At 46.2% G+C, this 21469-nt stretch carries 17 protein-coding genes and 1 pseudogene; 16 read left to right on the forward strand and 2 right to left on the reverse strand.

Translation table 11 applies throughout. The annotated features are described in order from the left end of the window. The first annotated feature begins 24 nt into the window (after positions 1–24). The 3 genes and pseudogenes from NSQ91_RS12745 to NSQ91_RS12755 all read left to right on the forward strand — a co-directional run bounded on the left by NSQ91_RS12745 (position 25) and on the right by NSQ91_RS12755 (position 2360). The gene (locus NSQ91_RS12745) at positions 25–924 is read left to right on the forward strand and encodes a selenium metabolism-associated LysR family transcriptional regulator (protein WP_076129135.1); all 900 of its coding nucleotides are present in this window, start codon (positions 25–27) and stop codon (positions 922–924) included. Positions 925–947: 23 nt separating this feature from the next. Beyond that, positions 948–1400, forward strand: a pseudogene (locus NSQ91_RS12750) (GNAT family N-acetyltransferase); the annotation flags it as partial. 72 nt (positions 1401–1472) lie between these two features. Beyond that, the gene (locus NSQ91_RS12755) at positions 1473–2360 is read left to right on the forward strand and encodes a PHP domain-containing protein (protein ID WP_076304226.1); all 888 of its coding nucleotides are present in this window, start codon (positions 1473–1475) and stop codon (positions 2358–2360) included. Between the two features lie 87 nt (positions 2361–2447). On the opposite strand, the gene NSQ91_RS12760 is transcribed toward NSQ91_RS12755, so the two are convergent. After that, on the reverse strand, positions 2448–4337 hold the full coding sequence (locus NSQ91_RS12760; RefSeq protein ID WP_076304157.1) for an Rqc2 family fibronectin-binding protein: 1890 nt from the start codon (positions 4335–4337) through the stop codon (positions 2448–2450). A 291-nt stretch (positions 4338–4628) separates the two neighbouring features. Between NSQ91_RS12760 and NSQ91_RS12765 the strand changes: the two genes are divergently transcribed. The 5 genes from NSQ91_RS12765 to NSQ91_RS12785 all read left to right on the forward strand — a co-directional run bounded on the left by NSQ91_RS12765 (position 4629) and on the right by NSQ91_RS12785 (position 12555). After that, positions 4629–7445 (forward strand): calcium-translocating P-type ATPase, SERCA-type, encoded by a 2817-nt coding sequence (locus tag NSQ91_RS12765; RefSeq protein WP_076189874.1) that lies wholly within the window; start codon positions 4629–4631, stop codon positions 7443–7445. A 137-nt stretch (positions 7446–7582) separates the two neighbouring features. Continuing rightward, positions 7583–8419 carry a diaminopimelate epimerase gene (gene dapF, locus NSQ91_RS12770; protein ID WP_076129138.1) on the forward strand — a complete coding sequence of 279 codons (837 nt, stop codon included), beginning with the start codon at positions 7583–7585 and terminating at the stop codon, positions 8417–8419. 147 nt (positions 8420–8566) lie between these two features. Then, the gene (locus NSQ91_RS12775) at positions 8567–10228 is read left to right on the forward strand and encodes a spore germination protein (RefSeq protein WP_076304158.1); all 1662 of its coding nucleotides are present in this window, start codon (positions 8567–8569) and stop codon (positions 10226–10228) included. After that, entirely contained in the window at positions 10146–11432 is a 1287-nt protein-coding gene (locus tag NSQ91_RS12780; protein ID WP_081383232.1) for a Ger(x)C family spore germination protein, read from the forward strand. The genes NSQ91_RS12775 and NSQ91_RS12780 overlap by 83 nt, the downstream gene beginning before the upstream one ends. Before the next feature lie 22 nt (positions 11433–11454). After that, a complete protein-coding gene (locus tag NSQ91_RS12785; protein ID WP_076129140.1) occupies positions 11455–12555 on the forward strand; it encodes a GerAB/ArcD/ProY family transporter in 1101 nt (366 codons plus the stop codon). Here the strand turns inward: NSQ91_RS12785 and NSQ91_RS12790 are convergent. Next, the gene (locus tag NSQ91_RS12790; protein WP_036686181.1) at positions 12528–12785 is read right to left on the reverse strand and encodes a hypothetical protein; all 258 of its coding nucleotides are present in this window, start codon (positions 12783–12785) and stop codon (positions 12528–12530) included. The genes NSQ91_RS12785 and NSQ91_RS12790 overlap by 28 nt on opposite strands. 185 nt (positions 12786–12970) lie before the next feature. Between NSQ91_RS12790 and NSQ91_RS12795 the strand changes: the two genes are divergently transcribed. The 8 genes from NSQ91_RS12795 to def all read left to right on the forward strand — a co-directional run bounded on the left by NSQ91_RS12795 (position 12971) and on the right by def (position 21468). Next, complete coding sequence (locus tag NSQ91_RS12795) at positions 12971–14839, forward strand: bifunctional homocysteine S-methyltransferase/methylenetetrahydrofolate reductase (protein ID WP_076304159.1); 1869 nt, start codon at positions 12971–12973, stop codon at positions 14837–14839. A 38-nt stretch (positions 14840–14877) separates the two neighbouring features. After that, the gene (locus NSQ91_RS12800) at positions 14878–15771 is read left to right on the forward strand and encodes a YicC/YloC family endoribonuclease (protein ID WP_076129143.1); all 894 of its coding nucleotides are present in this window, start codon (positions 14878–14880) and stop codon (positions 15769–15771) included. Positions 15772–15819: 48 nt separating this feature from the next. Next, the gene (remA, locus tag NSQ91_RS12805) at positions 15820–16080 is read left to right on the forward strand and encodes an extracellular matrix/biofilm regulator RemA (protein ID WP_006209218.1); all 261 of its coding nucleotides are present in this window, start codon (positions 15820–15822) and stop codon (positions 16078–16080) included. A gap of 19 nt (positions 16081–16099) precedes the next feature. Beyond that, positions 16100–16669, forward strand: coding sequence for a guanylate kinase (gmk, locus tag NSQ91_RS12810; protein ID WP_076129144.1), 570 nt, complete (start codon positions 16100–16102; stop codon positions 16667–16669). Positions 16670–16720: 51 nt separating this feature from the next. After that, positions 16721–16921, forward strand: coding sequence for a DNA-directed RNA polymerase subunit omega (gene rpoZ, locus NSQ91_RS12815; protein WP_036686188.1), 201 nt, complete (start codon positions 16721–16723; stop codon positions 16919–16921). 215 nt (positions 16922–17136) lie between these two features. Next, positions 17137–18372 carry a bifunctional phosphopantothenoylcysteine decarboxylase/phosphopantothenate--cysteine ligase CoaBC gene (gene coaBC, locus NSQ91_RS12820; RefSeq protein WP_076304160.1) on the forward strand — a complete coding sequence of 412 codons (1236 nt, stop codon included), beginning with the start codon at positions 17137–17139 and terminating at the stop codon, positions 18370–18372. Beyond that, the gene (gene priA / locus NSQ91_RS12825) at positions 18372–20903 is read left to right on the forward strand and encodes a primosomal protein N' (RefSeq protein ID WP_076275857.1); all 2532 of its coding nucleotides are present in this window, start codon (positions 18372–18374) and stop codon (positions 20901–20903) included. Before coaBC ends, priA begins: the two co-directional genes overlap by 1 nt. 85 nt (positions 20904–20988) lie before the next feature. Next, on the forward strand, positions 20989–21468 hold the full coding sequence (def, locus tag NSQ91_RS12830; protein ID WP_036686193.1) for a peptide deformylase: 480 nt from the start codon (positions 20989–20991) through the stop codon (positions 21466–21468). The last annotated feature ends 1 nt before the right edge of the window (position 21469 follow it).

The following is a 21469-nucleotide window of genomic DNA, read 5'->3' on the forward strand; positions in this document are numbered from 1 at the left end:
TTGTAATATAAGGAGTTGCGAAGCATGAACTTTCATCAGCTGCATATTTTTTATACGGTCTCCGAGCGGGGAAGCTTCTCGGCGGCGGCGCAGACTTTACATATGACTCAACCAGCTGTGACCATGCAGGTACAGGCACTGGAGGATTATTTTGGCACCAAATTGTTTAACCGTTCCACCAAAAAAATCGTACTCTCCGAAGCAGGGCACACCCTGATGCCATACGCGCTGCGCAGTATTCAGCTGATGCGTGAGACGGATCAAGCGATGTCAGCATTCACACATATGCTGGAGGGGCGGCTGCAGCTTGGGGCGAGTCTTACGATAGGAGAATACGTGCTGCCACGGCTGTTAGGCCCTTTCGGAAAGCAATATCCTAACATTTCAATTATGATGAAAGTGATGAACACCTCGCAAATTATGGAGGAAATCCTCAAGCATCAACTGAATTTTGGTTTAATTGAAGCCCCGGTCACACATCCGGACATGGAGATCGAGCCCGTGATGGGGGATGAGCTGAAGTTGATCGTGCCACATGATCATCCACTTGCGGAGCAGCAAGAGGTTACCTTGGAGCAAGTGCTTCAGCATCCTTTTGTATTGCGTGAGCAGGGCTCAGGAACGCGGCGTGTGATGGAGGAGCAGCTGTTCTCCAAGGGACTTGATCCGGGAACTATGAAGATCGTGATGGAGCTTGGAAGTACGGGAGCTGTGAAATCAGCGGTGGAAGCAGGTCTTGGCATAACGATCATATCGACCTCTTCGGTCAAGCATGAAGTTGCGCTGGGACTGTTGAAAATTGTGAATATCTCCGATGCCTCTTTTAAAAGACAATTCTACGCCATTCATCTAAAATCAACACTGCTGCCAATTTCTGCAGTAACCTTCCTGACTTATTTGCGTGAGCATTCGAATCAAATCTGATAGTTAAAGCGGGGGATATTACAATGTCAATTGTTCTACGTGGAGAAAAGCTAGTATTGCGCGATATTACAGAGGCTGATTTTCAGAAGCTTTATTATCACTATCATGAAGCTGAAGACCGTGAACACTTGAAATGGGATGGTCCCTATAAATCTCTGGCACATCAAAGATTCGAAAAGTTTACCGAGGACTACATAGGTCATTTGGCGTTAGTTGAGACGGAAACCCCGCGTAACCTGTTGATCATAGAAATAGACGGCAAGGTAAAGGGGAAAGTAGGGCGCTACTGGATATCGCAAGAAACCAACTGGATGGAGATTGGTATAGTAATCTTTGATTCTAGTTATTGGTCAGGTGGTTACGGTACGGAAGCGTTTAAGATGTGGATAGATTATTTATTTAATTCTCTTGATACAGTCCGTCTTGGAATAGGCACCTGGTCAGGGAATAAAAGAATGATCGGGTTGGCAGCGAAATGTGGCATGGTGGAGGAAGCTCGCGTCCGTAAAGCACGAATCGTGCGAGGAGAATACTATGATGCCATAAAAATGGGGATTCTGCGGGAAGAGTGGGAGAATGCAGGTAACCTATCTGCTAAGGATGTATGTGACCTCCATACCCATACTCAAGCCTCTGACGGCATGCAGCCGCCAGCGGAGAATGTACGGCTTGCTAAGGAGAAGGGGCTAAGCGCTGTTGCCATTACGGATCATGATACAGTAGCTGGCGTGAAGGAAGCCTGTGAAGCAGGAGAGAAGTACGGAATAACCGTTGTGCCTGGTGTAGAGATCAGTACGCGTGCTGGTGGCAAAGACATTCATGTGCTGGGCTATTATGTTGATCCTGAGAATGAACAATTTCTCTCACGTTTGGAAGGGCTAAGAGATACCCGGGTACTTAGGAATGAAGCGATAATTACCAAGCTGCAAGACCTTGGGATTGCGATTACCTTGGAACAGGTTATAGCGGGGATCGGGCGGGAATTGAAGCCTGATGAAAGCATCGGCCGGCCACATATTGCCGACGAGCTGGTTCGGCTTGGGGCAGCTACCGATATGAGAGATGCCTTCAACAAGTATTTGGCCGAGGGTGCAGCGGCCTATGTGTCACCTCCCAGAATCACACCGGAGGAAGCTTGTGAGTGGATCATTGAGGCAGGAGGGTCTCCAGTATTAGCCCACCCGGGCTTGTACGGGGATGACCTTCTGGTGCGAGATATTCTGGAGCAAGGCGCCTTTAAAGGGATTGAGGTCTATCACTCTGATCACGGACCTGCGGAAGAAGAACGTTATCAAGTTATGGCTGAGGATTATAATCTGTTAATAACCGGAGGTTCTGACTTTCATGGTGCCCGTCAAGGCGTAATTTTTCACGGGGATATCGGCAGTGTTACGGTTTCTACAGAAGTACTGAAGTTTTTAAACAAGAAGGCATGAAATTAGTCGATTTGCGGAGCGAATTATAAAAACCTCCAGCCTTAGATGTTCAACATCTGCAGCTGGAGGTTTCTTTATATCTAGTAGTTAGCTTCTCAAAGTATTTGGAAGACTCTTAATTCTTTCCTCATTAGGTGTGACGAACAGTGTCTTTTGATGATCATAGATTACAAATCCCGGCTTGGAACCGCTTGGCTTACGTACATAGCGGATCAATGTACAGTCCACAGGCACACTGCTGGACTGTTTGGCTTGGCTGAAATAAGCGGCAAGTTGAGCGGCTTCTTCTAGCGTTGCATCTCCAAATTGCTCACTTCGGATGACCACGTGTGATCCGGGGGTGTCCTTGGTATGCAGCCAAGTATCATTCGGAGAAGCCAGCCGATTGGTGACGTATTCGTTCTGCAAATTATTTTTGCCGACATAAATATCGATTCCTTCCGAAGAGGTGAAGACCTGTAATGTGGGTCTGGTGGCCTTTTTCTTCTTTTTACCCTTTTTGCTCCGGTCACGCAGATAACCTTGGCTTACAAGCTCGTCGCGGATCTCCTCAATGTCGTTGAGGGAAGCGTGGGCAAGTTGCTGCAGCAGACTCTCCATATACAAAATTTCCTCATGCGTCTTCAAAAGCTGTTCATTAATAACAAGCAGGCTGTTTTTATATTTGTTGTATTTTTTGAAATAACGTTGTGCATTGTCCGAAGGATTTAATAACGGATCGAGCGGAACCACCATTTCCGCCTGATTTTCATCATAATAATTGACCAAGGAGGCTTCTTTATCCCCTTTGGATACCGCGTGTAATGAAGCGAAAAGCAACTCACCCCAAATGCGGTAACGATCAGCATCCTGAGCTTCGTCGAGATCCTTCTGCAAATTCGCGAGTTTTTTAACGTTTTTGCTCCGTTCATTGCTGAGGAAACGGATCAAATCACTCACCCGTTGCTTTACAGTATCGCGCTCGGCTTTATCCCCGTAATAATCCTCCATACATTCACTGATGGAGTTGTAATGTTTCGCACTCTCACCCAGAAGTGTTAAGGGGATCGCAGAAAAAATCATTTTACCTTTTGCGTTTGCACCTGCAACAGGAGAAAACTCGTTATCGCATACGGGTCCCATTACGGAATGGAAGGCAACCCATAATTTTGTTGGAAACGCTGCTTCGGTTTCTGTAACTTCGCCTTTATCCAAGGTGTTTCTCAGACGAAGAGCAATTTCACCAGCAATCAGCGGGCTCATTCCGCTGAAAGCATGTACCATCCAGCCTACCGGGTCAGCTGAGGGAGATGGACCGCCAGAGCCGTCAGGTTTTTGCTCTACTGCTTCTTTTGTGATCAGATTAGCAAGCTCTCCCTCAATGATTTCTTCTGGCTCAGCTTTCTCCTCAACATCCTCTATCAGCGCAGCTTCTTCAGCAGCTGAGATTAAATTGAGAAATTGCTCCTGGCCGATTTCCAAAGGGTTCAGCTTATGCTGCTGAGGCGGCTCTGTGTAGGCGATGCCGGGCATCACAATCCGATAGCTGCTAATCGATGGAGTTACATGATGAATGCCGTCTATGATCGTTCCAGAGCTGAGATCAGTAAGAATGATGTTACTGTGCCGACCCATGAGCTCTATGATGATCTTTTTGGCAAATACGTCACCAAGCTCATCTCTAGTCTTGACGTTTATGTGAATAATTCGTTCCATGCCTACCTGCGTAATGCTTTCAATGGTCCCTCCCTCACAATGCTTCCGCATAAGCATGCAGAACATGGGTGCTTCCGAAGGATTAATGCTGTTTCTTTCGGTAAAATGCACCCGAGGATACGTAGGATTAGCAGAGAGCAGCAGCTTGCCGCCGCCACCTGCGCCGCGCAGGTTAAAAATTAAATCGTGATTGTTCGGTTGATATATTTTTCCTATACGTGCACCTATGAATGATTGCAATTCGTGCACGATAGCTTTGGTAACAATGCCGTCTAATGCCATGATAAAGCTCTCCTGTCGCCGTGAAATGAATTTCTTAAATATAAGAAAGTAAAAGTTTCACACAATACTTTATGTCTTATATTTCTCGCTCAAACGCCTACCTGTCCTTATAAGGACGCCAAAGACGTTTATGCTTACCTCTCTATGATGCCATACTTTAGGACATTCGCGCAAAAGGGGAATTGGATAGGGGTGATATTATTGGACGACCTTGAATACATTTGTCATGAACAGGTGGAAAAGCTGTGCGCCGCCGGAAGTAAAGAAACGACCGGGAGGGAAAGAAAAGTCATGGAACAAAACAGTTGGCACCGTCTCGGTGCAGAAGAGCTGCAGAAAATGTTCAATGTCCAGCCAAGGACGGGCCTCAGTGATGAGGAAGCCGCGGAGAGACGAAAGGAGAACGGGTACAACGAGCTGTCGGAAGGAAAGACAGTATCTCCGTTTACCCTGCTGTTGAACCAGTTCAAGGATTTCATGGTGCTTGTGCTCATGGGTGCAACGCTTGTATCCGGGTTGCTAGGCGAATACTTGGATGCCATCACGATCATCGCGATTATCCTACTGAATGGAGCGCTTGGATTTGTTCAGGAGTTTCGCGCCGAACGTTCGCTCAGAGCTTTAAAGCAGCTCTCCGCACCTTCTGCGAAAGTGCTACGTGGAGGGAATAGCGAGATTATCCCAGCCAAGCTGTTGGTGCCAGGCGATATTGTCTTGCTGGAGAGTGGTGATCGGATTCCTGCTGATGTACGTTGGTTGGAATGCAGTGCTCTATATGTGGAAGAATCCGCACTTACTGGGGAATCATTGCCTGTCTCGAAGCATTCGGAAGCGATCCGTGCAGAAGAGATTCCGCTTGGTGATCAGAAGAATTTAGGCTTCATGGGCACTATGGTAACCAGAGGAACAGGGAGAGCTGTTGTAATCCGTACCGGTATGAATACGGAAATGGGTAAGATAGCAGATCTAATCCAAAATACGGATTCTCAGGAAACACCTTTGCAGCACCGGCTTGAGCAACTAGGAAAGATTCTGATCTACGTATCTCTGGGATTGACAATTGTAGTTGTGGCAGCAGGTATTCTGCATGGACAGCCTGCCACCTCCATGTTCTTGGCTGGTGTGAGCTTGGCAGTTGCCGCGATTCCGGAAGGGCTCCCCGCTATTGTAACTATCGCGCTTGCGCTAGGTGTGCAGCGGATGATCAAACGCAAAGCTATCGTTCGTAAATTGCCGTCAGTGGAAACGCTGGGCTGTGCCTCGGTAATCTGTTCAGACAAGACAGGAACTTTAACGCAGAATAAAATGACGGTGACCCGATTATGGACGGGTGGACGTGGTCTTGAGGTAACAGGCGAAGGGTATGCTCCAAATGGACAGGTTCTGGAGAAAGGTAAAGCAGTGGATCTAAAACATGATCAAAGCTTACGGCGGATGTTGCAGGTCGGCGCATTATGCAGCAACGCGGAAATCATCGAGACCTTCCAGTCTGAAGTGCGAGGCAAACGCAAAGGGAAGGATAAGGATGCTATTCTTGAAAAGTCTGCAGACAACACTTCCGTTTGGGAACTGAAGGGCGACCCGACTGAAGGAGCACTCGTGGCACTGTCAGGAAAGATGGGTCTGACCGCTCAGACGCTTGCTGTAACCTACACTCGTGAACAGGAATTTCCGTTTGATTCTGAACGGAAGCTGATGTCTGTGATCGTAGGCCATCCTGGAGGACGGATGGTATGTACAAAAGGTGCGCCCGATGTACTGCTCAATCGCTGCTCATACATGCTTTGGGAGGGCGGTGTTGTGCCTTGTACGCCGACTTTGCGGCAAAAGGTGCTTGATGCCAATGAGCAGATGGCTTCTGGAGCCCTTCGTGTGCTAGGTATGGCTTACCGGGATATGCGTCCAAATGAACATGTGAATAGTGAAAAGGATGCGGAGAATCAATTAGTCTTTATTGGTTTGGCTGGAATGATTGATCCGCCACGTCGTGAAGTCCGCGATGCCATCAGCGTCACACGCCGGGCCGGGATTAAGACGGTTATGATTACCGGTGACCATGGAACAACTGCCGAGGCTATTGCTCACCAGCTGGGAATTCTGCAGCGTGGTGGAACGGTGCTGACAGGTGCTCAGTTAACCCGGATGGATGATGATGAGCTGGATAAGGTATCGGACAATGTGTATGTATTCGCCCGCGTATCTCCAGAGCATAAGCTTCGGATCGTTAAATCGCTACAACGTCATGGTCACGTAGTGGCTATGACCGGAGATGGAGTGAATGACGCTCCAGCCATTAAGGCTGCGGACATCGGAATAGCCATGGGTATCACAGGCACAGATGTGACCAAGGAAGCATCATCACTTGTTCTCGGAGATGATAACTTCTCTACGATCGTTGCTGCCATCGAAGAAGGCAGAAACATCTATGAGAATATTCGTAAATTCATTCGTTATTTGTTGGCATCCAATGTAGGAGAAATTCTGACAATGTTCTTTGCCATGATGCTCGCTCTGCCATTGCCACTCGTTCCCATTCAAATCCTTTGGGTCAATCTGGTGACAGACGGACTGCCAGCGATGGCCCTTGGCGTGGATCAGCCCGAGAAGGATTTGATGGAGCATAAACCGCGTGGTGCGAAAGAGAATATTTTTGCCCGCCGCTTAGGCTGGAAAATTATAAGCCGTGGACTCTTAATTGGCTTATGTACGCTAGGAGCATTTTGGCTAACTTTACGTATAGCACCAGAGAATCCTGCACAATTGATTCGCGCACAGTCGGTGGCTTTTGCGACACTCGTTATGGCACAGTTGATCCACGTCTTCGATTGCCGCAGCTCGCGCTCAGTGTTCCACCGCAATCCGTTCCAGAATAAGTATCTAGTGCTTGCCGTATTGTCATCAGTCTTACTGATGCTGGCCGTAATGTACGTGCCTGTGCTCCAGCCTGTCTTCAAAACAGTGCCGCTCAATTTCCGCGAATGGTGTCTGGTGTTTGTAACAGCCGGAATCCCAACCTTCTTGATGGGTGCCGGCAGTGTTTGGGGCGGCAAACGTAATCGGGGGCGCAGCGGCAGTACGATGATAAAAAGTACAAAAATTTCAGCATAAAGTCAATACTAATGCTCCATTCCTAAAGGTATACTTGTTGCAGTTAACCGCTCATATGCTTGCGAAATGCTAAATTACACAGAACCTTAAGCTTAAGCGAATGCTAACATAACATAACCTTTAGGAGTGGACTTTTAATGGAATTTACAAAAATGCACGGCCTCGGTAATGACTTCATCGTTGTTTTCGGTGAGCAAGAGCTGCCAAGTAATGCAGCGGAGCTTGCTGTAACCCTATGCAACCGGTTCTTTGGAATCGGTGCTGACGGACTGGTATATATCCTTCCTTCTGAGCGTGGCGATTTCATGATGCGTATTATGAATTCTGATGGTTCGGAGGCGGAGCAGTGCGGAAATGCCATTCGCTGTGTCTCTAAATATGTATATGACCACGGACTGGTAAGCTCAGAGCAGATTGTAATAGAAACGATTGGTGCCGGAGAACAAAAGGTTACATTAAACGTGAAAGACGGTGTTGTGGAGACTGTAACCGTAGATATGGGCGAACCTGTATTGTCCGGTCTGCAAATTCCAGTATCTATTGATGCAGAGCCAGTGCTCTCTCAGCCGATTGAAGCGGACGGAACCGAATTTACGTTCACAGCGGTATCCATGGGAAATCCTCATTGCGTGATTTACGTAGAAGATGCAGTGAATTTTGATCTTGCCACATGGGGACCTAAGCTTGAGGTACATCCTTTGTTCCCGAGAAAAGTAAACGTTGAATTCGCAACGGTACTGGATCGGGGGAGAGTGGATATGCGTGTCTGGGAACGTGGGGCAGGACCTACGCTTGCCTGTGGCACTGGAGCCTGTGCAACCCTTGTCTCCTCTGTGCTGAATGATCTTACAGACCGGGCAGCTTGGATTAGTCTAAAGGGCGGCGATCTCTATATTGAATGGAATGAAGAGGATAATCATGTGTATATGACTGGACCTGCTGAGGTCGTATTCACGGGCAGTGTAGCAATATAAAAAAATAACAAAAAAGGCAGTCCAAGAGCGCATTCTTGGACTGCCTTTTTTGTGTTTCTAACCTGATGTGACTTTAAGCAGCCGAATAATGGAAGGAGTAACCGAGAATAATACTACAATGTTTATGAAAAAAAGGAGGGGAGCTTGTTGAACATCAACGGGTTAAGTAAAAGAAATAAATCCGGTAAGGGACAGCAAGCAGACCCGGCGGGTTCAGGTTCTGGAGCCAGATTAACCATTCATCTGGAGCAGACACTAAACAATATCATTACCGAGCTGGGAGATAGTCCGGATCTTAGAATCCGCCAGGTAAAGCTTGGTGAGCAATCCTTTGTTGAGGCTGCTGCGGTACATCTTAATGGTCTAGCTAAGACAGAAACCGTTAATCAATTTGTAATGGGTTCATTGCTCTCTATTACGGATGAGATGCTCAAGGAAAGTAATACTGCAGCAAATAATCTGAATGACCTCATCTTAAACCGTGCCCTGGAAATAGGTGAAGCGCAGCTGCAGGAGGATTGGAACGAGGTGCTGCTCGGAATTCTTTCTGGGAAGACACTGATTCTCATTGAAGGTTATGACAGTGGCATCATGTGTGAGACTGAAGGAGGGGAAGCTCGTTCTGTCACCGAACCCTCGACTCAGCTAGTTGTGCGTGGTCCAAAGGATAGTTTTGTTGAATCTTTGGCTACGAATGTCTCATTAATACGCAGAAGAATAAGATCACCCAAACTAAGGCTCGAGCATGTGAAGATCGGGTCGGTAACTCAGACCGATGTGGCTTTAATGTACATCAAGGATACTGCGGACGAGAAGCTGGTTGAAGAAGCTAGAAAACGGCTGCAACAGATTAATGTAGATGCCATCATGGAATCCGGTTATATCGAAGAGCTGATTCAGGATAAGACCTTTACCCCTTTTCCAACGATCAATAACAGCGAGCGGCCAGACGTGGCTGCAACGAATCTGTTAGAAGGGAGGGTAGTGATTGTCGTTGATGGCACCCCCTTTGTATTGATTTTGCCTGCGGTTTTCACTCTTTTTTTTCAGTCAGCTTCGGATTATGCGCAAAGGTTCGATATTGCTATTCTGATGCGAATTATTCGGTATATCAGTTTTATCGTGCTTATTCTAGGGCCTTCCGTGTATATAGCTTTGACGACGTTTCATTATGAGATGATCCCTACGACTTTGCTGATCAACCTGTTATCGCAACGAGAAAATGTGCCTTTCCCCGCTTTTGTCGAAGCTATTCTAATGGAAGGTGCGTTTGAGATCATCCGGGAAGCGGGAGTAAGAATGCCACGTGCAGTTGGGCAGACCGTATCTGTAGTAGGTGCTCTGATTCTTGGTCAGGCCGTGGTAGAGGCTGGAATTATTACGCCCGTTATGGTGATTGTGGTCGCGTTGACCGGGATTGCGAGCTTTGCCATTCCAGCGTATAACATGGCGATTGCGGGCAGAATTATCCGCTTTGGTTTTTTGATATTGGCCGGTATGTTTGGTTTTTACGGGATTACATTGGGTTTAATCGTATTGGTTGCACATATGAACAGTCTGCGGACTTTTGGCGTTCCTTATTTGTCTCCAATCGTGCCTTTGTCATCTAGAGGTCAGAAGGATGCTGTCTTAAGGCTGCCTTTGTGGGCGCTTGGCACAGCAGAACCAGCTCCTGCTACTGCGCAGCAAGGGAACATTTCAGAAGGGAAGGAGATCACAACCGGACATGAACAGAACCTATCTCCAAAAATTCTTGATAAGACTAAAGGGACACAGTCGCATAAGAAAGGAAAGCAAGATTCTGAGTAAATGCAATTTTTTCTTAGCAGGACTTTTACCTTGCGTATTGATCTGTCTTAGTCTCACAGGCTGCTGGGATAGTGTGGAATTAAACAGAAGAGCCATCGTTTCGGGTGTGTCCATAGATAGAGGACCTACAGAAGAAGAGAAATACGTAGTATCCTTTCAGGTTATCGTTGCTGACGAAATCTCTGGGAAGAACGCTAGAGGGACTTCACCTGTTTCGGTATATAAAGGTAGCGGCCGCTCTATGTTTGAAGCATTAGCCAATGCCTCGCGTCAGACTGCACGTTTTTTGTCTTTAGGACATATTCGGGTAGTCATCATTTCCGAGAAGTTCGCGCAAGAAGGCATCAAGGATATCATGGATGTGCTGGAAAGGGAAAGTGAAACCCGGCTGACAAGCCTGATTTTTATTTCCAAGGGACAGCCTGCTAGTGAATGTATGACGACTATGACCGTGTTCGGAAGAATTCCATCCAACGATTTGGTGGAAAAGCTGCAGACGACCTCTAAACAATTCGGATATAACTATCGGATGGAGGTGGATGATATTATCCGGGGGATACAGGTTCCTGGTGGAGGGCCAGTGATCAATGGCGTGCTAGTGACTGGAGATTTGGAGCAGAGGGAAAGTAATGATAATTTAAAAAAAATAAGACCGGAGGCCATAATAAAAGTTACGGGTCTTGCAGCTTTTAAAGAAGACAAGCTTAAAGGGTGGCTGCAAGGGGAGGAGGCGATCGGTACCGTTTTGCTTAAGAATAAAATCTCTCAGATGCCGGTACTGGTCTCGATAGGTGAGAATGATTATATATCGTTTAATGTGTATTTATCACAGGTACATATCCACGCTGATGCGAAAGACATAGAGCATCCTATCTTCACGATTAACGTCACTCAGCAGGCTGGATTAAAGGAATCGCCCAATGGCTTGGATCTAACAGATCCAACGGTGTTAAATAATCTTTCGAAGCTTTTGGAAAAGAATATTAAAGAACAGATTCGTGCTGCCATAACAACTGCCCGTTCGTTAAAAAGTGATTATCTAGGTTTTGGTGAAGCAGCAGAAAGAGCTAATCCACGTGGCTGGAAACAAGTAAAAGATCATTGGGACCGTATATTTGAAACCTGCCAGATTAATATCAATACGGATGCTGTGATCAGGCATACGGATATGCGGAGTGATTCCTTTCAGTCCAAGTATAAGTAATGACGATAAAGGAGGAGCAGTTATGGGAAAAATAAAAATAGGACTACTCCAATTTTTCACGTTGACTTTGTTGTTTGAACTTGGAACAGCACTGGTAGTGAATCTTGGGATGGAGTCTGGTAAAGATGCGTGGATATCCATACTGCTCGGAAATTTGATCGGTTTGATTATTTTTTCGGGGTACACTTATTTATACAGAAAGTTTCCGGATCTCCCCTTAACGGCATATACCCGCAAGCTGCTGGGAAGATCCTTAGGTACGGTGATTTCCGTTCTCTACATTATCCTTTTTCTCAATTTAGCGGGTCGTGATTTACGGGATGGCAGTTCCATGCTGGTTATGGCTACTATGCACCGCACACCGTTGTTTATCATATCTACATTGATGATCTTATCTTCTGCGTATGTTTTGCATAAAGGAGTAGAGGTGTTATCCCGAACTTCATTGGTATTCGCAACTCTCGTAATGCTGATAGGTATATTTTGCTCGATTATGCTGATGTTATCGGGCTCCATTAATTTGAATCGATTGCTTCCTGTTTTTGAGAATGGGTTCCAGCCTGTGATCGAATCTGTCATTCGCCAGAACTATATGTTCCCTTTTGGTGAAATGATTTGTTTTACCATGCTAATGCCCTATCTGAACAATGTTAAAAAAGGTCCTTGGGTCATCGGAGCAGGGATATTTGTTTCAGGTTTGCTCTTAAGTCTGACTATGATGCTGAATATCTCCGTGCTGGGCACAGATATTGTGAAACGTTCACCCCTCCCTCTGATGCCCACGATTAGCAAGATTTCAATCTCCGATTTTATTCAACGTGTGGATATTCTAGTAGTTATGGTGCTGATTATCGGCGTTTTTTTCAAAATGTCAGTGTTTTTTGCGGCGGCACTTATAGGGATTTCCGAATTATTCAAAATTCCTTACCGGAGAATGGTCTATCCCTGTGCTCTGATCATTCTGTTCAGCTCGATGTTGAACGCGCGGAGCTTTACTGAACATATTAATGAGGGAGGGAGATTGTTATATACGATTTTCCCCTTCTTTATGGTGTTGATCCCTGTAATTCTTGTCATTGTTGCGGCGATAAGAAGTCATCTTTCCCCGCCACGTTCTGGTTGATGTCCTGTTTTCCAGTAGTAGATATCGGGGATGAACAAGCAGAGCAGCAAAATACAAGCCGTTGCTTTCTCAGAGGCGGTATAGAATAGATAATTAAGGATATAGCCGACGTTACCCAGCCCATAGCCATACAGCCAATCTAGCAAATAAATATACAATAAGCAGAGAGTGGCTAGCAGTAAAGTTACAGCGTATTTTCGGATCAGAAACTTTCTTGTTTTTTTCTTCAAAGTATTCTCTCCTTTATGGAAATATCAGCATTAACGTTAGTATGAAGCTTTTTATAGATGAACATGCATGGTGGATATTTTGGTCTAAATGCATTTCTTTTGGAAAGCTTATCATCCATACCGATTTATGTTACATTAGTATGAAACTAAAGTTAGAAACTAATGTGGCAGGGGAGGATCTTGTTGTGAAGCCGGATTTACGTTCCGCATGGGGAAATAAAGTATTAGTCGGAGACGGAGCGATGGGCACCTACTTATATCAGAAGGGTTTCCCGGTCGGCATTTCCTATGAAGAATTGAATTTGACCTCTCCGGGGGTAATCGAAGATGTTCACCGCAGCTATATTGAGGCAGGGGCAGTGCTGCTGGAGAGCAACACCTTCTCGGCGAACTATGACAGGCTCTCTAAATATGGTCTAGAATCTAAGGTTGAGGAAATCAATCGAGCCGGGGTTAGAATCGCTCGCCGGGCTGCTGGAGATCATGGGTATGTATTAGGAGCTGTAGGATCTATTCGCGCGGGCAAACGTGCGAATCTCTCTTCCACAGAACTGAAAAAATATTTTACACAGCAGATTGCTGCATTGTTAGAAGAGGACGTAGATGGCATTATGCTGGAAACCTTCTACGATGTTGAGGAACTGCATTTAGCTCTAAGAACGCTCCGCAAGATCAGCTCGCTTCCTGTAGTTTGCCAATTAGCTGTCGATGAAACAGCACGCACATTAGATGGATTAACTTTGCCGGAAGCTTTTCGTATCCTGGAAAGCGATGGCGCTGATGTTATCGGATTTAACTGTAACACAGGCCCGAACGGAATGAAGCGGGCGCTCAAAGCTGTACAAGGGAGCCTGGTTTTGCCAGCTTCTGTGTATCCAAATGCGGGTGTAGCGGATTATGTAGACGGAGAATACCGGTACGGGGCTTCTCCAGAATATTTTGGGCAAATGGCGCAGACTTTTGCGGAGATGGGCTGCCGGATAATCGGTGGTTGCTGTGGTACAACTCCGCAGCATATCGCAGAAATCTCGTCTGCACTGAAGAATTATGTACCGCAACCGCTTCCTAAACCGTTGCCACCTACTGTGGAGCGTGTATCGCTGCAAGATAATTTTGGCGATGATAATAGAGAGGGTAGAGAGCCGAACCTGGTTGATCTGGTAAAGGAACGACATACGGTTATTGTTGAGCTTGATCCACCTCGTGAATTGGATATCGCAAAGTTTATGCAGGGTGCAGAAGCGCTAAGAAGAGCAGGCGCGGATGCGTTGACACTCGCCGACAACTCTCTGGCTGTTACACGGATGAGCAATATGGCGTTGGGGCATTTGGTGCACGCTAAAACCGGACTTCGTCCGCTAGTGCATATTGCTTGCCGGGATCGTAATTTGATTGGTACTCAATCCCATTTGATGGGTTTTGATGCGCTTGGAATTGATCATGTGCTGGCCGTAACAGGTGATCCTGCGAAATTTGGAGATCTTCCCGGCTCAAGCTCGGTTTATGATTTAACTTCTTTTGAGATAATTAGAATGATCAAGCAGCTGAATGACGGGATTTCCTTCTCAGGTAAACCTTTGAAACAGAAAGCGAATTTTGTAATCGGAGCTGCGTTTAACCCGAATGTTAAACATTTGGATAAGGCAGTGCAACGTCTGGAGAAGAAAATCGCCTCTGGTGCCGACTATATTATGACCCAGCCTGTCTATGATCAGGAACTTATCGTGAAGATAGCTGAGGCAACAGCACATCTGGAAATCCCTGTATTCATTGGGGTTATGCCACTGGCAAGCGGACGAAATGCAGAGTTTCTGCATAATGAGGTTCCCGGTATTCAGCTTACGGACGATGTCCGCAACCGCATGAAGGGACTTGAAGGGGAAGCTGGAAGAGCAGAAGGTGTCGCTATCGCTAAGGAACTGTTAGATGTTGCTACTGCACATTTTAATGGGATCTATCTGATGACTCCGTTCATGTTCTACGATATGAGTGCACAGCTAATGGAGTATGTGTGGGAGAAATCAGGACGCAAATTGTCCCCCTTGTTTCGCTAGTAATAATCAATTACAATAGTGTAATGGATGTGATTCCGTTGTCATTTAGCATGACCGGATACGGTCAATCGTCCCTGCAATTCGGCGGCTACAAGATTATGTTCGAAGTGAAATCGGTGAATCACCGGTACTGCGAAGTTGTACTGCGGATGCCCCGGGATTGGACGGGTTATGAGGATGTGTTGAGAAGAAAGGTTCAACAGCACATCAAACGGGGAAGAATAGATGTTACCATCAATAGAGAGCACGATGAGTCGACTGTTAGACCGGTTCTGAATCACTCTGCTGTAATGACCTATCTAAAGGCAGCAGAGCAGCTTAAGAATGAATATGGTTTGAGTGGTGAGTTGACTTTACGTGATATACTTTCTATACCCGGTATTATGGACAGCAAAGACGAGGCTGCGGGTGCCGTGTCTGCGACATTAGAAGACTACTCCGAAGTATTGGAGGCGGGACTTGAGCAGTGTTTGCAGTCTCTGCTGGAGATGCGCGCCCGTGAAGGAAGTTTTCTAGCCGCTGATATTGAACAGCGCCTGAACCATCTTGAGAACATGCATGCTGAAATGGTTGAACTTGCACCTGTCGTAATCATTGAATATCGAGAGAAACTTCGACATCGATTAAATGAACTAAATGATGGGACGTTCGCTTTTGATGAGCATAAATTTGGGATGGAGATCGCTATTTTTGCAGATCGCTGTAATATTGATGAAGAGTTGACCCGGTTGTATAGTCATTTCGAGCAATGCAGAGCCCTCCTGAAGGGGAAAGGACCGGTAGGACGCAAACTGGATTTTCTCATTCAGGAGATGAACCGTGAGACGAATACAATCGGATCGAAATGCAATCATCTAACTCTCGTGGGTCTTGTGCTAGATATGAAAGCAGAACTGGAGAAGATTCGAGAACAAGCTGCGAACATAGAGTAATCGGGAATAGGTAATAGCATAGAACTTTATGGGGGGAACTACCGGAACATGGCAATCAAACTTATTAACATTGGCTTTGGAAATATTGTGTCTGCCAACCGCATTATTTCTATCGTCAGTCCGGAATCTGCACCAATCAAACGTATTATCCAGGAGGCACGTGATCGGCATATGTTGATCGACGCCACCTATGGCCGACGGACTCGTGCCGTAATCATTACAGATAGTGATCATGTCATCCTATCGGCTGTACAGCCGGAGACTGTGGCGCATCGCTTATCCAGTAAAGATGACGACAACGACGAATAACAACTAAATGGAGTGTATTATGTCAAAAGGATTGCTCATCATATTATCCGGACCTTCCGGCGTAGGTAAAGGTACTGTTTGTACAGCACTACGTCCGAAGATGCCCGAACTTGTCTACTCAGTTTCTGCTACTACTCGCAGTCCGCGTGCGGGTGAGGAAGATGGCGTCAACTATTTTTTCAAAAGCAAAGATGAATTTATGGCAATGATCGAAGCCGATCAATTGCTTGAATACGCGGAGTACGTAGGTAATTATTACGGTACTCCACGTGATTTTGTGGAGAGAACTCTCAATAGCGGCAAAGACATTATTCTCGAAATTGAGGTTCAAGGCGCTCTCAAAGTTAAAGAGAAATTTCCTGAAGGGATTTTTGTGTTCCTTCTTCCTCCATCCATGGACGAGTTGAAGGACCGCATTCGCGGACGGGGTACTGAGCATCCAGATGTGATCGATCACCGCATGACTGTAGCGGAGGATGAGATCAACTTAATGCAGCATTATGATTATGCTGTTGTGAATGATGAGATTGATCTGGCTTGTAAGAGAATAGAAAGCATTATTATCGCCGAACATTGTAAAGTCAGATAATTTATGCTGAAGGTCAAATGTATTAACAGTAAACTATGAAGAGGTGTCCCAGTGCTATATCCATCCATTGATGAAATGATGACTAAGGTTGACAGTAAGTATTCGCTCGTTGTCGCTGCTGCACGTCGTGCTAGACAATTGCGTGAGGGTGGCAAGACAGATGTGAAGAATCCTAGATCGCATAAATTTGTTGGTGTTGCTCTTGAGGAAATTTACGAAGATCGCATTACTCTAACCCGCGGTGAAGAGTAGTCTCAAGCATAAGTAATAATGACCTATTGTAGAAACGGATGCCGCCTATTTGTTTGAGGCGCTGCCGTTTCTTCTTGGGTTATGGAGCATTTACGGGTCTTAAATTTATGATGAAAGCCCAGAACCGGGCTCTTTATGACAACCGGAAGGTTGTTATTTTTTTCTCGTCGTAAAGATAGCCATTCGTTGTAAGAGTAGGGAACAGGGGGGAGATCATGTTGAAGAGCTTGAAGGGGAAGACTATTTTACTTGGGATCACAGGAGGAATTGCTGCTTATAAAGCGGCGTCCTTGACCAGTAAGCTTGTCCAAAAAGGTGCCGAGGTCCATGTCATTATGACAGCTTCGGCGAAGCAGTTCATTACAGAATTAACTCTACAGTCACTATCGAAGCAACGAGTATACAGCGATACATTCCAGGAGAGAGATCCATCCTCCATTTCACATATTGATCTGGCAGATGCTGCGGATCTTGTGCTGGTAGCACCCGCGACCGCAAATATGATTGCCAAAATGGCGCACGGGATCGCCGATGATATGTTATCTACAACGCTGCTAGCTACTACGGCTCCTATTATGGTTGCACCAGCTATGAATGTTCATATGTATCAGCATCCAGCTGTACTTAATAATTTGAATATTCTCGCTACTCGGGGCATTCAATTTATTGAGCCTGGTGAAGGACTGCTGGCATGTGGATACGTTGGCAAAGGTCGGCTAGAAGAGCCAGAGGCTATTGTGAGTGTGGTTGAGAATTTTTTTGCACATCAAGCAAGCGTCGCATCCAAACCTCTTGTGGGTAAAAAAATCGTCATCACAGCGGGTGGAACGGTAGAACGCATTGATCCAGTACGTTATATCTCCAATGATTCATCAGGTAAAATGGGCTTCGCATTAGCACGTGCTGCGCGCGCAATGGGAGCTGAGGTAACGTTGATTGCTGCGCGTTCAGATGAGGCCCCTCCACAGGATCCAGAGATTTCAGTCATTCGTGTTCAATCTGCACAGGAAATGTATGAAGCAGTTACCGCACAGTGGGACAGCTGCGATATTATGATCAAGGCGGCGGCTGTATCGGATTACCGTCCGAAGCATAGTGAGCCTTCTAAGATTAAAAAAAGCGGAGAGACGATGACGCTTGAGCTTGTGAAGACAACGGATATTCTGGAAACACTCGGTAAGAACAAAAACAAGCAGTTTTTGGTTGGCTTTGCTGCGGAAACGGGCAATACGGAATTTTATGCTAAGGACAAGCTGGTCCGCAAAAACTGCGATCTCATCGTTGCTAACAATGTAGCGGCTGCAGGAGCCGGATTTGGAGCGGATACGAATATCGTTTCGATATATGATGTGAATGGATTGGTGCTTGAATTGCCACAATTGTCGAAGGATGAGGTTGCTCGTCGTTTGCTGACGCTCGTGGCAGAGCGAATTACTGGAGCTTCATTATAATGGATATCGCCAAGGTCATTGTGGATGTGCCTGTACGCAGCACTGACCGGCCATTTGATTATAGTATTCCAGAATCCCTGAAATTATGGATTGAAGTGGGCAGTCGGGTAGCCGTTCCGTTTGGGCACCGGACAGTCCAAGGTTTTGTAGTTTCTTTAGAATCAGGCGAGACCCTAGTGAATCCTAGCCTGAAGCCAATCCAAGAAGTGTTGGATCTGCTCCCGCCTTTATCTCCTGAATTAGTTGAGCTTGCGGACTGGATGAGTAAAAGATATGCATGTAGACGAATTTCAGCACTGCAGGCGATGTTGCCCACCGCTCTAAAAGGGAAGGCAGAACGGCTGATTTCACTTGGAGATGTGCAGGAAGAGACAGCATTTCCAGAGGATGAATTGTTCCCAATGTTTGCGGACACAGGGGATGAGGAACGGCTAATCACAGAATTTATTGGACGTAGTGGCGAAGTTTCCATGAAGCAGCTTACTCGTGCATTTCCTGAGGCTGCTGAGACGGTGAAGTTCATGCTGCGGCGTGGAGTACTTATAGAGAGTCAATCCATTAAGGATAAAATGGGCAAGAAAAAGCTCAAGGCAGTCGATCTGGCGATAGGTGTCACTGCTGCCCGTGAGGCTTTGAACAAATTTCCGAAAAAATCAGCACGCCAGAAGGAAGTTCTGAGCTTTTTAGTTGATATGGAAGCTACACTCCCCATGGCCCTTAAAGAAGTTTTGTCTGCACTCCAAGTAACGGCAAGTACTGTAAAGGCCTTGGAGGAAAAAGGATTTATCGAGATCAGTGAAATTGAAGTCTATCGCGATCCTTATCAAGGGCGAGATTTTAAACCTACCGCACCTCTACCGCTCACAGCGGAACAAGAGGTCGTATATACAAGGATTTCTCGAACCGTAGAAGAGCAGCTTCACGAAGTATTTCTGCTTCATGGCGTTACGGGTAGTGGTAAGACAGAGATCTATTTGCAGTGTATTAAACGTTGTTTAGATCAGGGTAGACAGGCTGTTGTTCTTGTTCCAGAGATTGCTTTAACGCCACAAATGGTGGAGCGGTTTAAGGGACGGTTCGGCAGCGGGGTCGCGGTTATGCATAGCCGGCTGTCTGTTGGTGAGCGATACGATGAGTGGCGTAAAATCCGTGAAGGAAAGGCCACAGTCGCTGTAGGCGCAAGATCGGCCGTGTTTGCTCCTTTCTCCAACTTAGGGCTGATTATTATGGATGAAGAACATGAGACCTCTTATAAACAGGAGGAGAATCCGAAATATCATGCCCGTGATGCTGCTATTCGTAGAGCAGAGCAGTGTGGGGCAGCTGTGATTCTTGGATCTGCCACGCCTTCGCTGGAAAGCTATCATGCTGCAAGATCGCAGAGTGATATTCATTTTTCACCGGTACTGCTGGAGATGCCTACCCGTGCGCTTGGAAATGAACTTCCAAAGGTGAACGTAGTAGACATGCGGGAAGAGCTTAAAGAAGGCAACCGTTCGATGTTCAGCCGAAAGCTTCATTCAGCACTGGAAGAGAGGCTGGAACGCGGAGAACAGACGGTGCTGCTGCTTAACCGTAGAGGTTTTTCAACCTTTGTCATGTGTCGTAGCTGTGGTTATGTAGCCGGTTGTCCAGAATGTGATATCTCACTAACATATCATAGCCGTAGTGACAATTTGCGTTGTCATTATTGTGGCCATGCTGAACCAGCACCTAAGCTTTGTCCGGAGTGTGGGAGTGAGCATATCCGGTTTTTCGGAACGGGTACACAGCGGGTGGAAGAAGAGCTTGGTAAGCTCTTCCCAGGCATACGAGTGATTCGTATGGATGTGGACACAACAACAGAAAAAGGCTCACATGAGAAGCTGCTGAACCAATTCCGGGACAAAAAAGCGGATGTTCTCCTGGGGACTCAGATGGTAGCAAAGGGACTGGATTTTCCAGATGTCACTCTTGTTGGTGTAATCACAGCAGATTCAGCATTGAACCTGCCCGATTTTCGCGCAGCAGAGAAGACCTTCCAATTGCTTACACAAGTTGCAGGCAGAGCAGGCCGGCATCAGCTTCCAGGCGAAGTGGTCGTTCAGTCCTATACACCAGAGCATTATTCCATTATTCATGCCAGCGGACATGACTATCTCTCTTTTGTACGTGAAGAGCTGAAGCATCGTAGAGGCCTCCATTATCCGCCGTATTGCAGACTCATCCTGGTCACATTGTCTCATGAACAGCTGCCGCTTCTACTGCGGATGGCAGAGAATTATGCTCTGAATCTTCAAGGAAAAGCCAGACAGCTAAGATGGTATGGAAGTCTCGATAAGCTAACCAGTGATGTGTTAGATCTGTTGGGTCCTGTGGCTTCACCTATCCCTCGATTAAAGGGTAGATATAGATTCCAGTGTATGATAAAATGGCGCGGCGCCATCGATGTAATTGGACTTGTCCGCCAAGTGGCTGAAGAGTTAGAGGATTCTGTACGGGATACTGGTCTTCAGATCAGCATTGATGTGGATCCGCAGATGTTGATGTAAATCCGTATCATGTTACAATGTAAAAAAAGAGCTTTATCAATTGACTTTAAATATAGAAATGTTCAGAACGGGAAGGTGTTTTGTAATGGCTATACGTTTGATCGTTAAGGAACCGGATGAAGTATTGCACAAAAAAGCTAAAGAAGTAGCTGTAGTTACTCCTAATGTTAAAAAATTGCTGGATGATATGGCACATACGATGTATGACGCTGAAGGAGTAGGGCTGGCGGCACCCCAAGTCGGAATTTTGAAACGTCTAATTGTGGTGGATGCGGATGAAGAGCATGGATTGATCAAAATGATTAACCCTGAAATCATCAGCATGGAAGGTGAACAGCTAGGACCAGAAGGATGTCTTAGTATTCCTGGCTTGAATGGTGATGTACGCCGTGCGGAGACTGTAACTGTACGTGGCCTTAACCGTGAGGGAAAAGAGATTACGATAACCGGCAGTGGTTTACTTGCCCGGGCTTTTCAGCATGAGATTGACCATTTGAATGGAGTTCTGTTTACAGATATCGCTGAAAAAGTGTACGAGATGACTGCTAACGAGACTGAGGAGTGAG

Origin of the sequence: Paenibacillus sp. FSL R7-0048 (assembly GCF_038004505.1) — a bacterium.
Classification (GTDB): Bacteria; Bacillota; Bacilli; order Paenibacillales; family Paenibacillaceae; genus Paenibacillus_AQ; species Paenibacillus_AQ odorifer.

What these genes read in the sequence shown, in the direction of transcription:
- NSQ91_RS12745 (WP_076129135.1), top strand. Translation starts at nt 25, where the DNA reads ATGAACTTTCATCAGCTGCATATTTTTTATACGGTCTCCGAGCGGGGA.
- NSQ91_RS12755 (WP_076304226.1), top strand. Translation starts at nt 1,473, where the DNA reads ATGGGGATTCTGCGGGAAGAGTGGGAGAATGCAGGTAACCTATCTGCT.
- NSQ91_RS12760 (WP_076304157.1), bottom strand. Translation starts at nt 4,337, where the DNA reads ATGGCATTAGACGGCATTGTTACCAAAGCTATCGTGCACGAATTGCAA.
- NSQ91_RS12765 (WP_076189874.1), top strand. Translation starts at nt 4,629, where the DNA reads ATGGAACAAAACAGTTGGCACCGTCTCGGTGCAGAAGAGCTGCAGAAA.
- dapF (WP_076129138.1), top strand. Translation starts at nt 7,583, where the DNA reads ATGGAATTTACAAAAATGCACGGCCTCGGTAATGACTTCATCGTTGTT.
- NSQ91_RS12780 (WP_081383232.1), top strand. Translation starts at nt 10,146, where the DNA reads ATGAACAGAACCTATCTCCAAAAATTCTTGATAAGACTAAAGGGACAC.
- NSQ91_RS12785 (WP_076129140.1), top strand. Translation starts at nt 11,455, where the DNA reads ATGGGAAAAATAAAAATAGGACTACTCCAATTTTTCACGTTGACTTTG.
- remA (WP_006209218.1), top strand. Translation starts at nt 15,820, where the DNA reads ATGGCAATCAAACTTATTAACATTGGCTTTGGAAATATTGTGTCTGCC.
- gmk (WP_076129144.1), top strand. Translation starts at nt 16,100, where the DNA reads ATGTCAAAAGGATTGCTCATCATATTATCCGGACCTTCCGGCGTAGGT.
- coaBC (WP_076304160.1), top strand. Translation starts at nt 17,137, where the DNA reads ATGTTGAAGAGCTTGAAGGGGAAGACTATTTTACTTGGGATCACAGGA.
- priA (WP_076275857.1), top strand. Translation starts at nt 18,372, where the DNA reads ATGGATATCGCCAAGGTCATTGTGGATGTGCCTGTACGCAGCACTGAC.
- def (WP_036686193.1), top strand. Translation starts at nt 20,989, where the DNA reads ATGGCTATACGTTTGATCGTTAAGGAACCGGATGAAGTATTGCACAAA.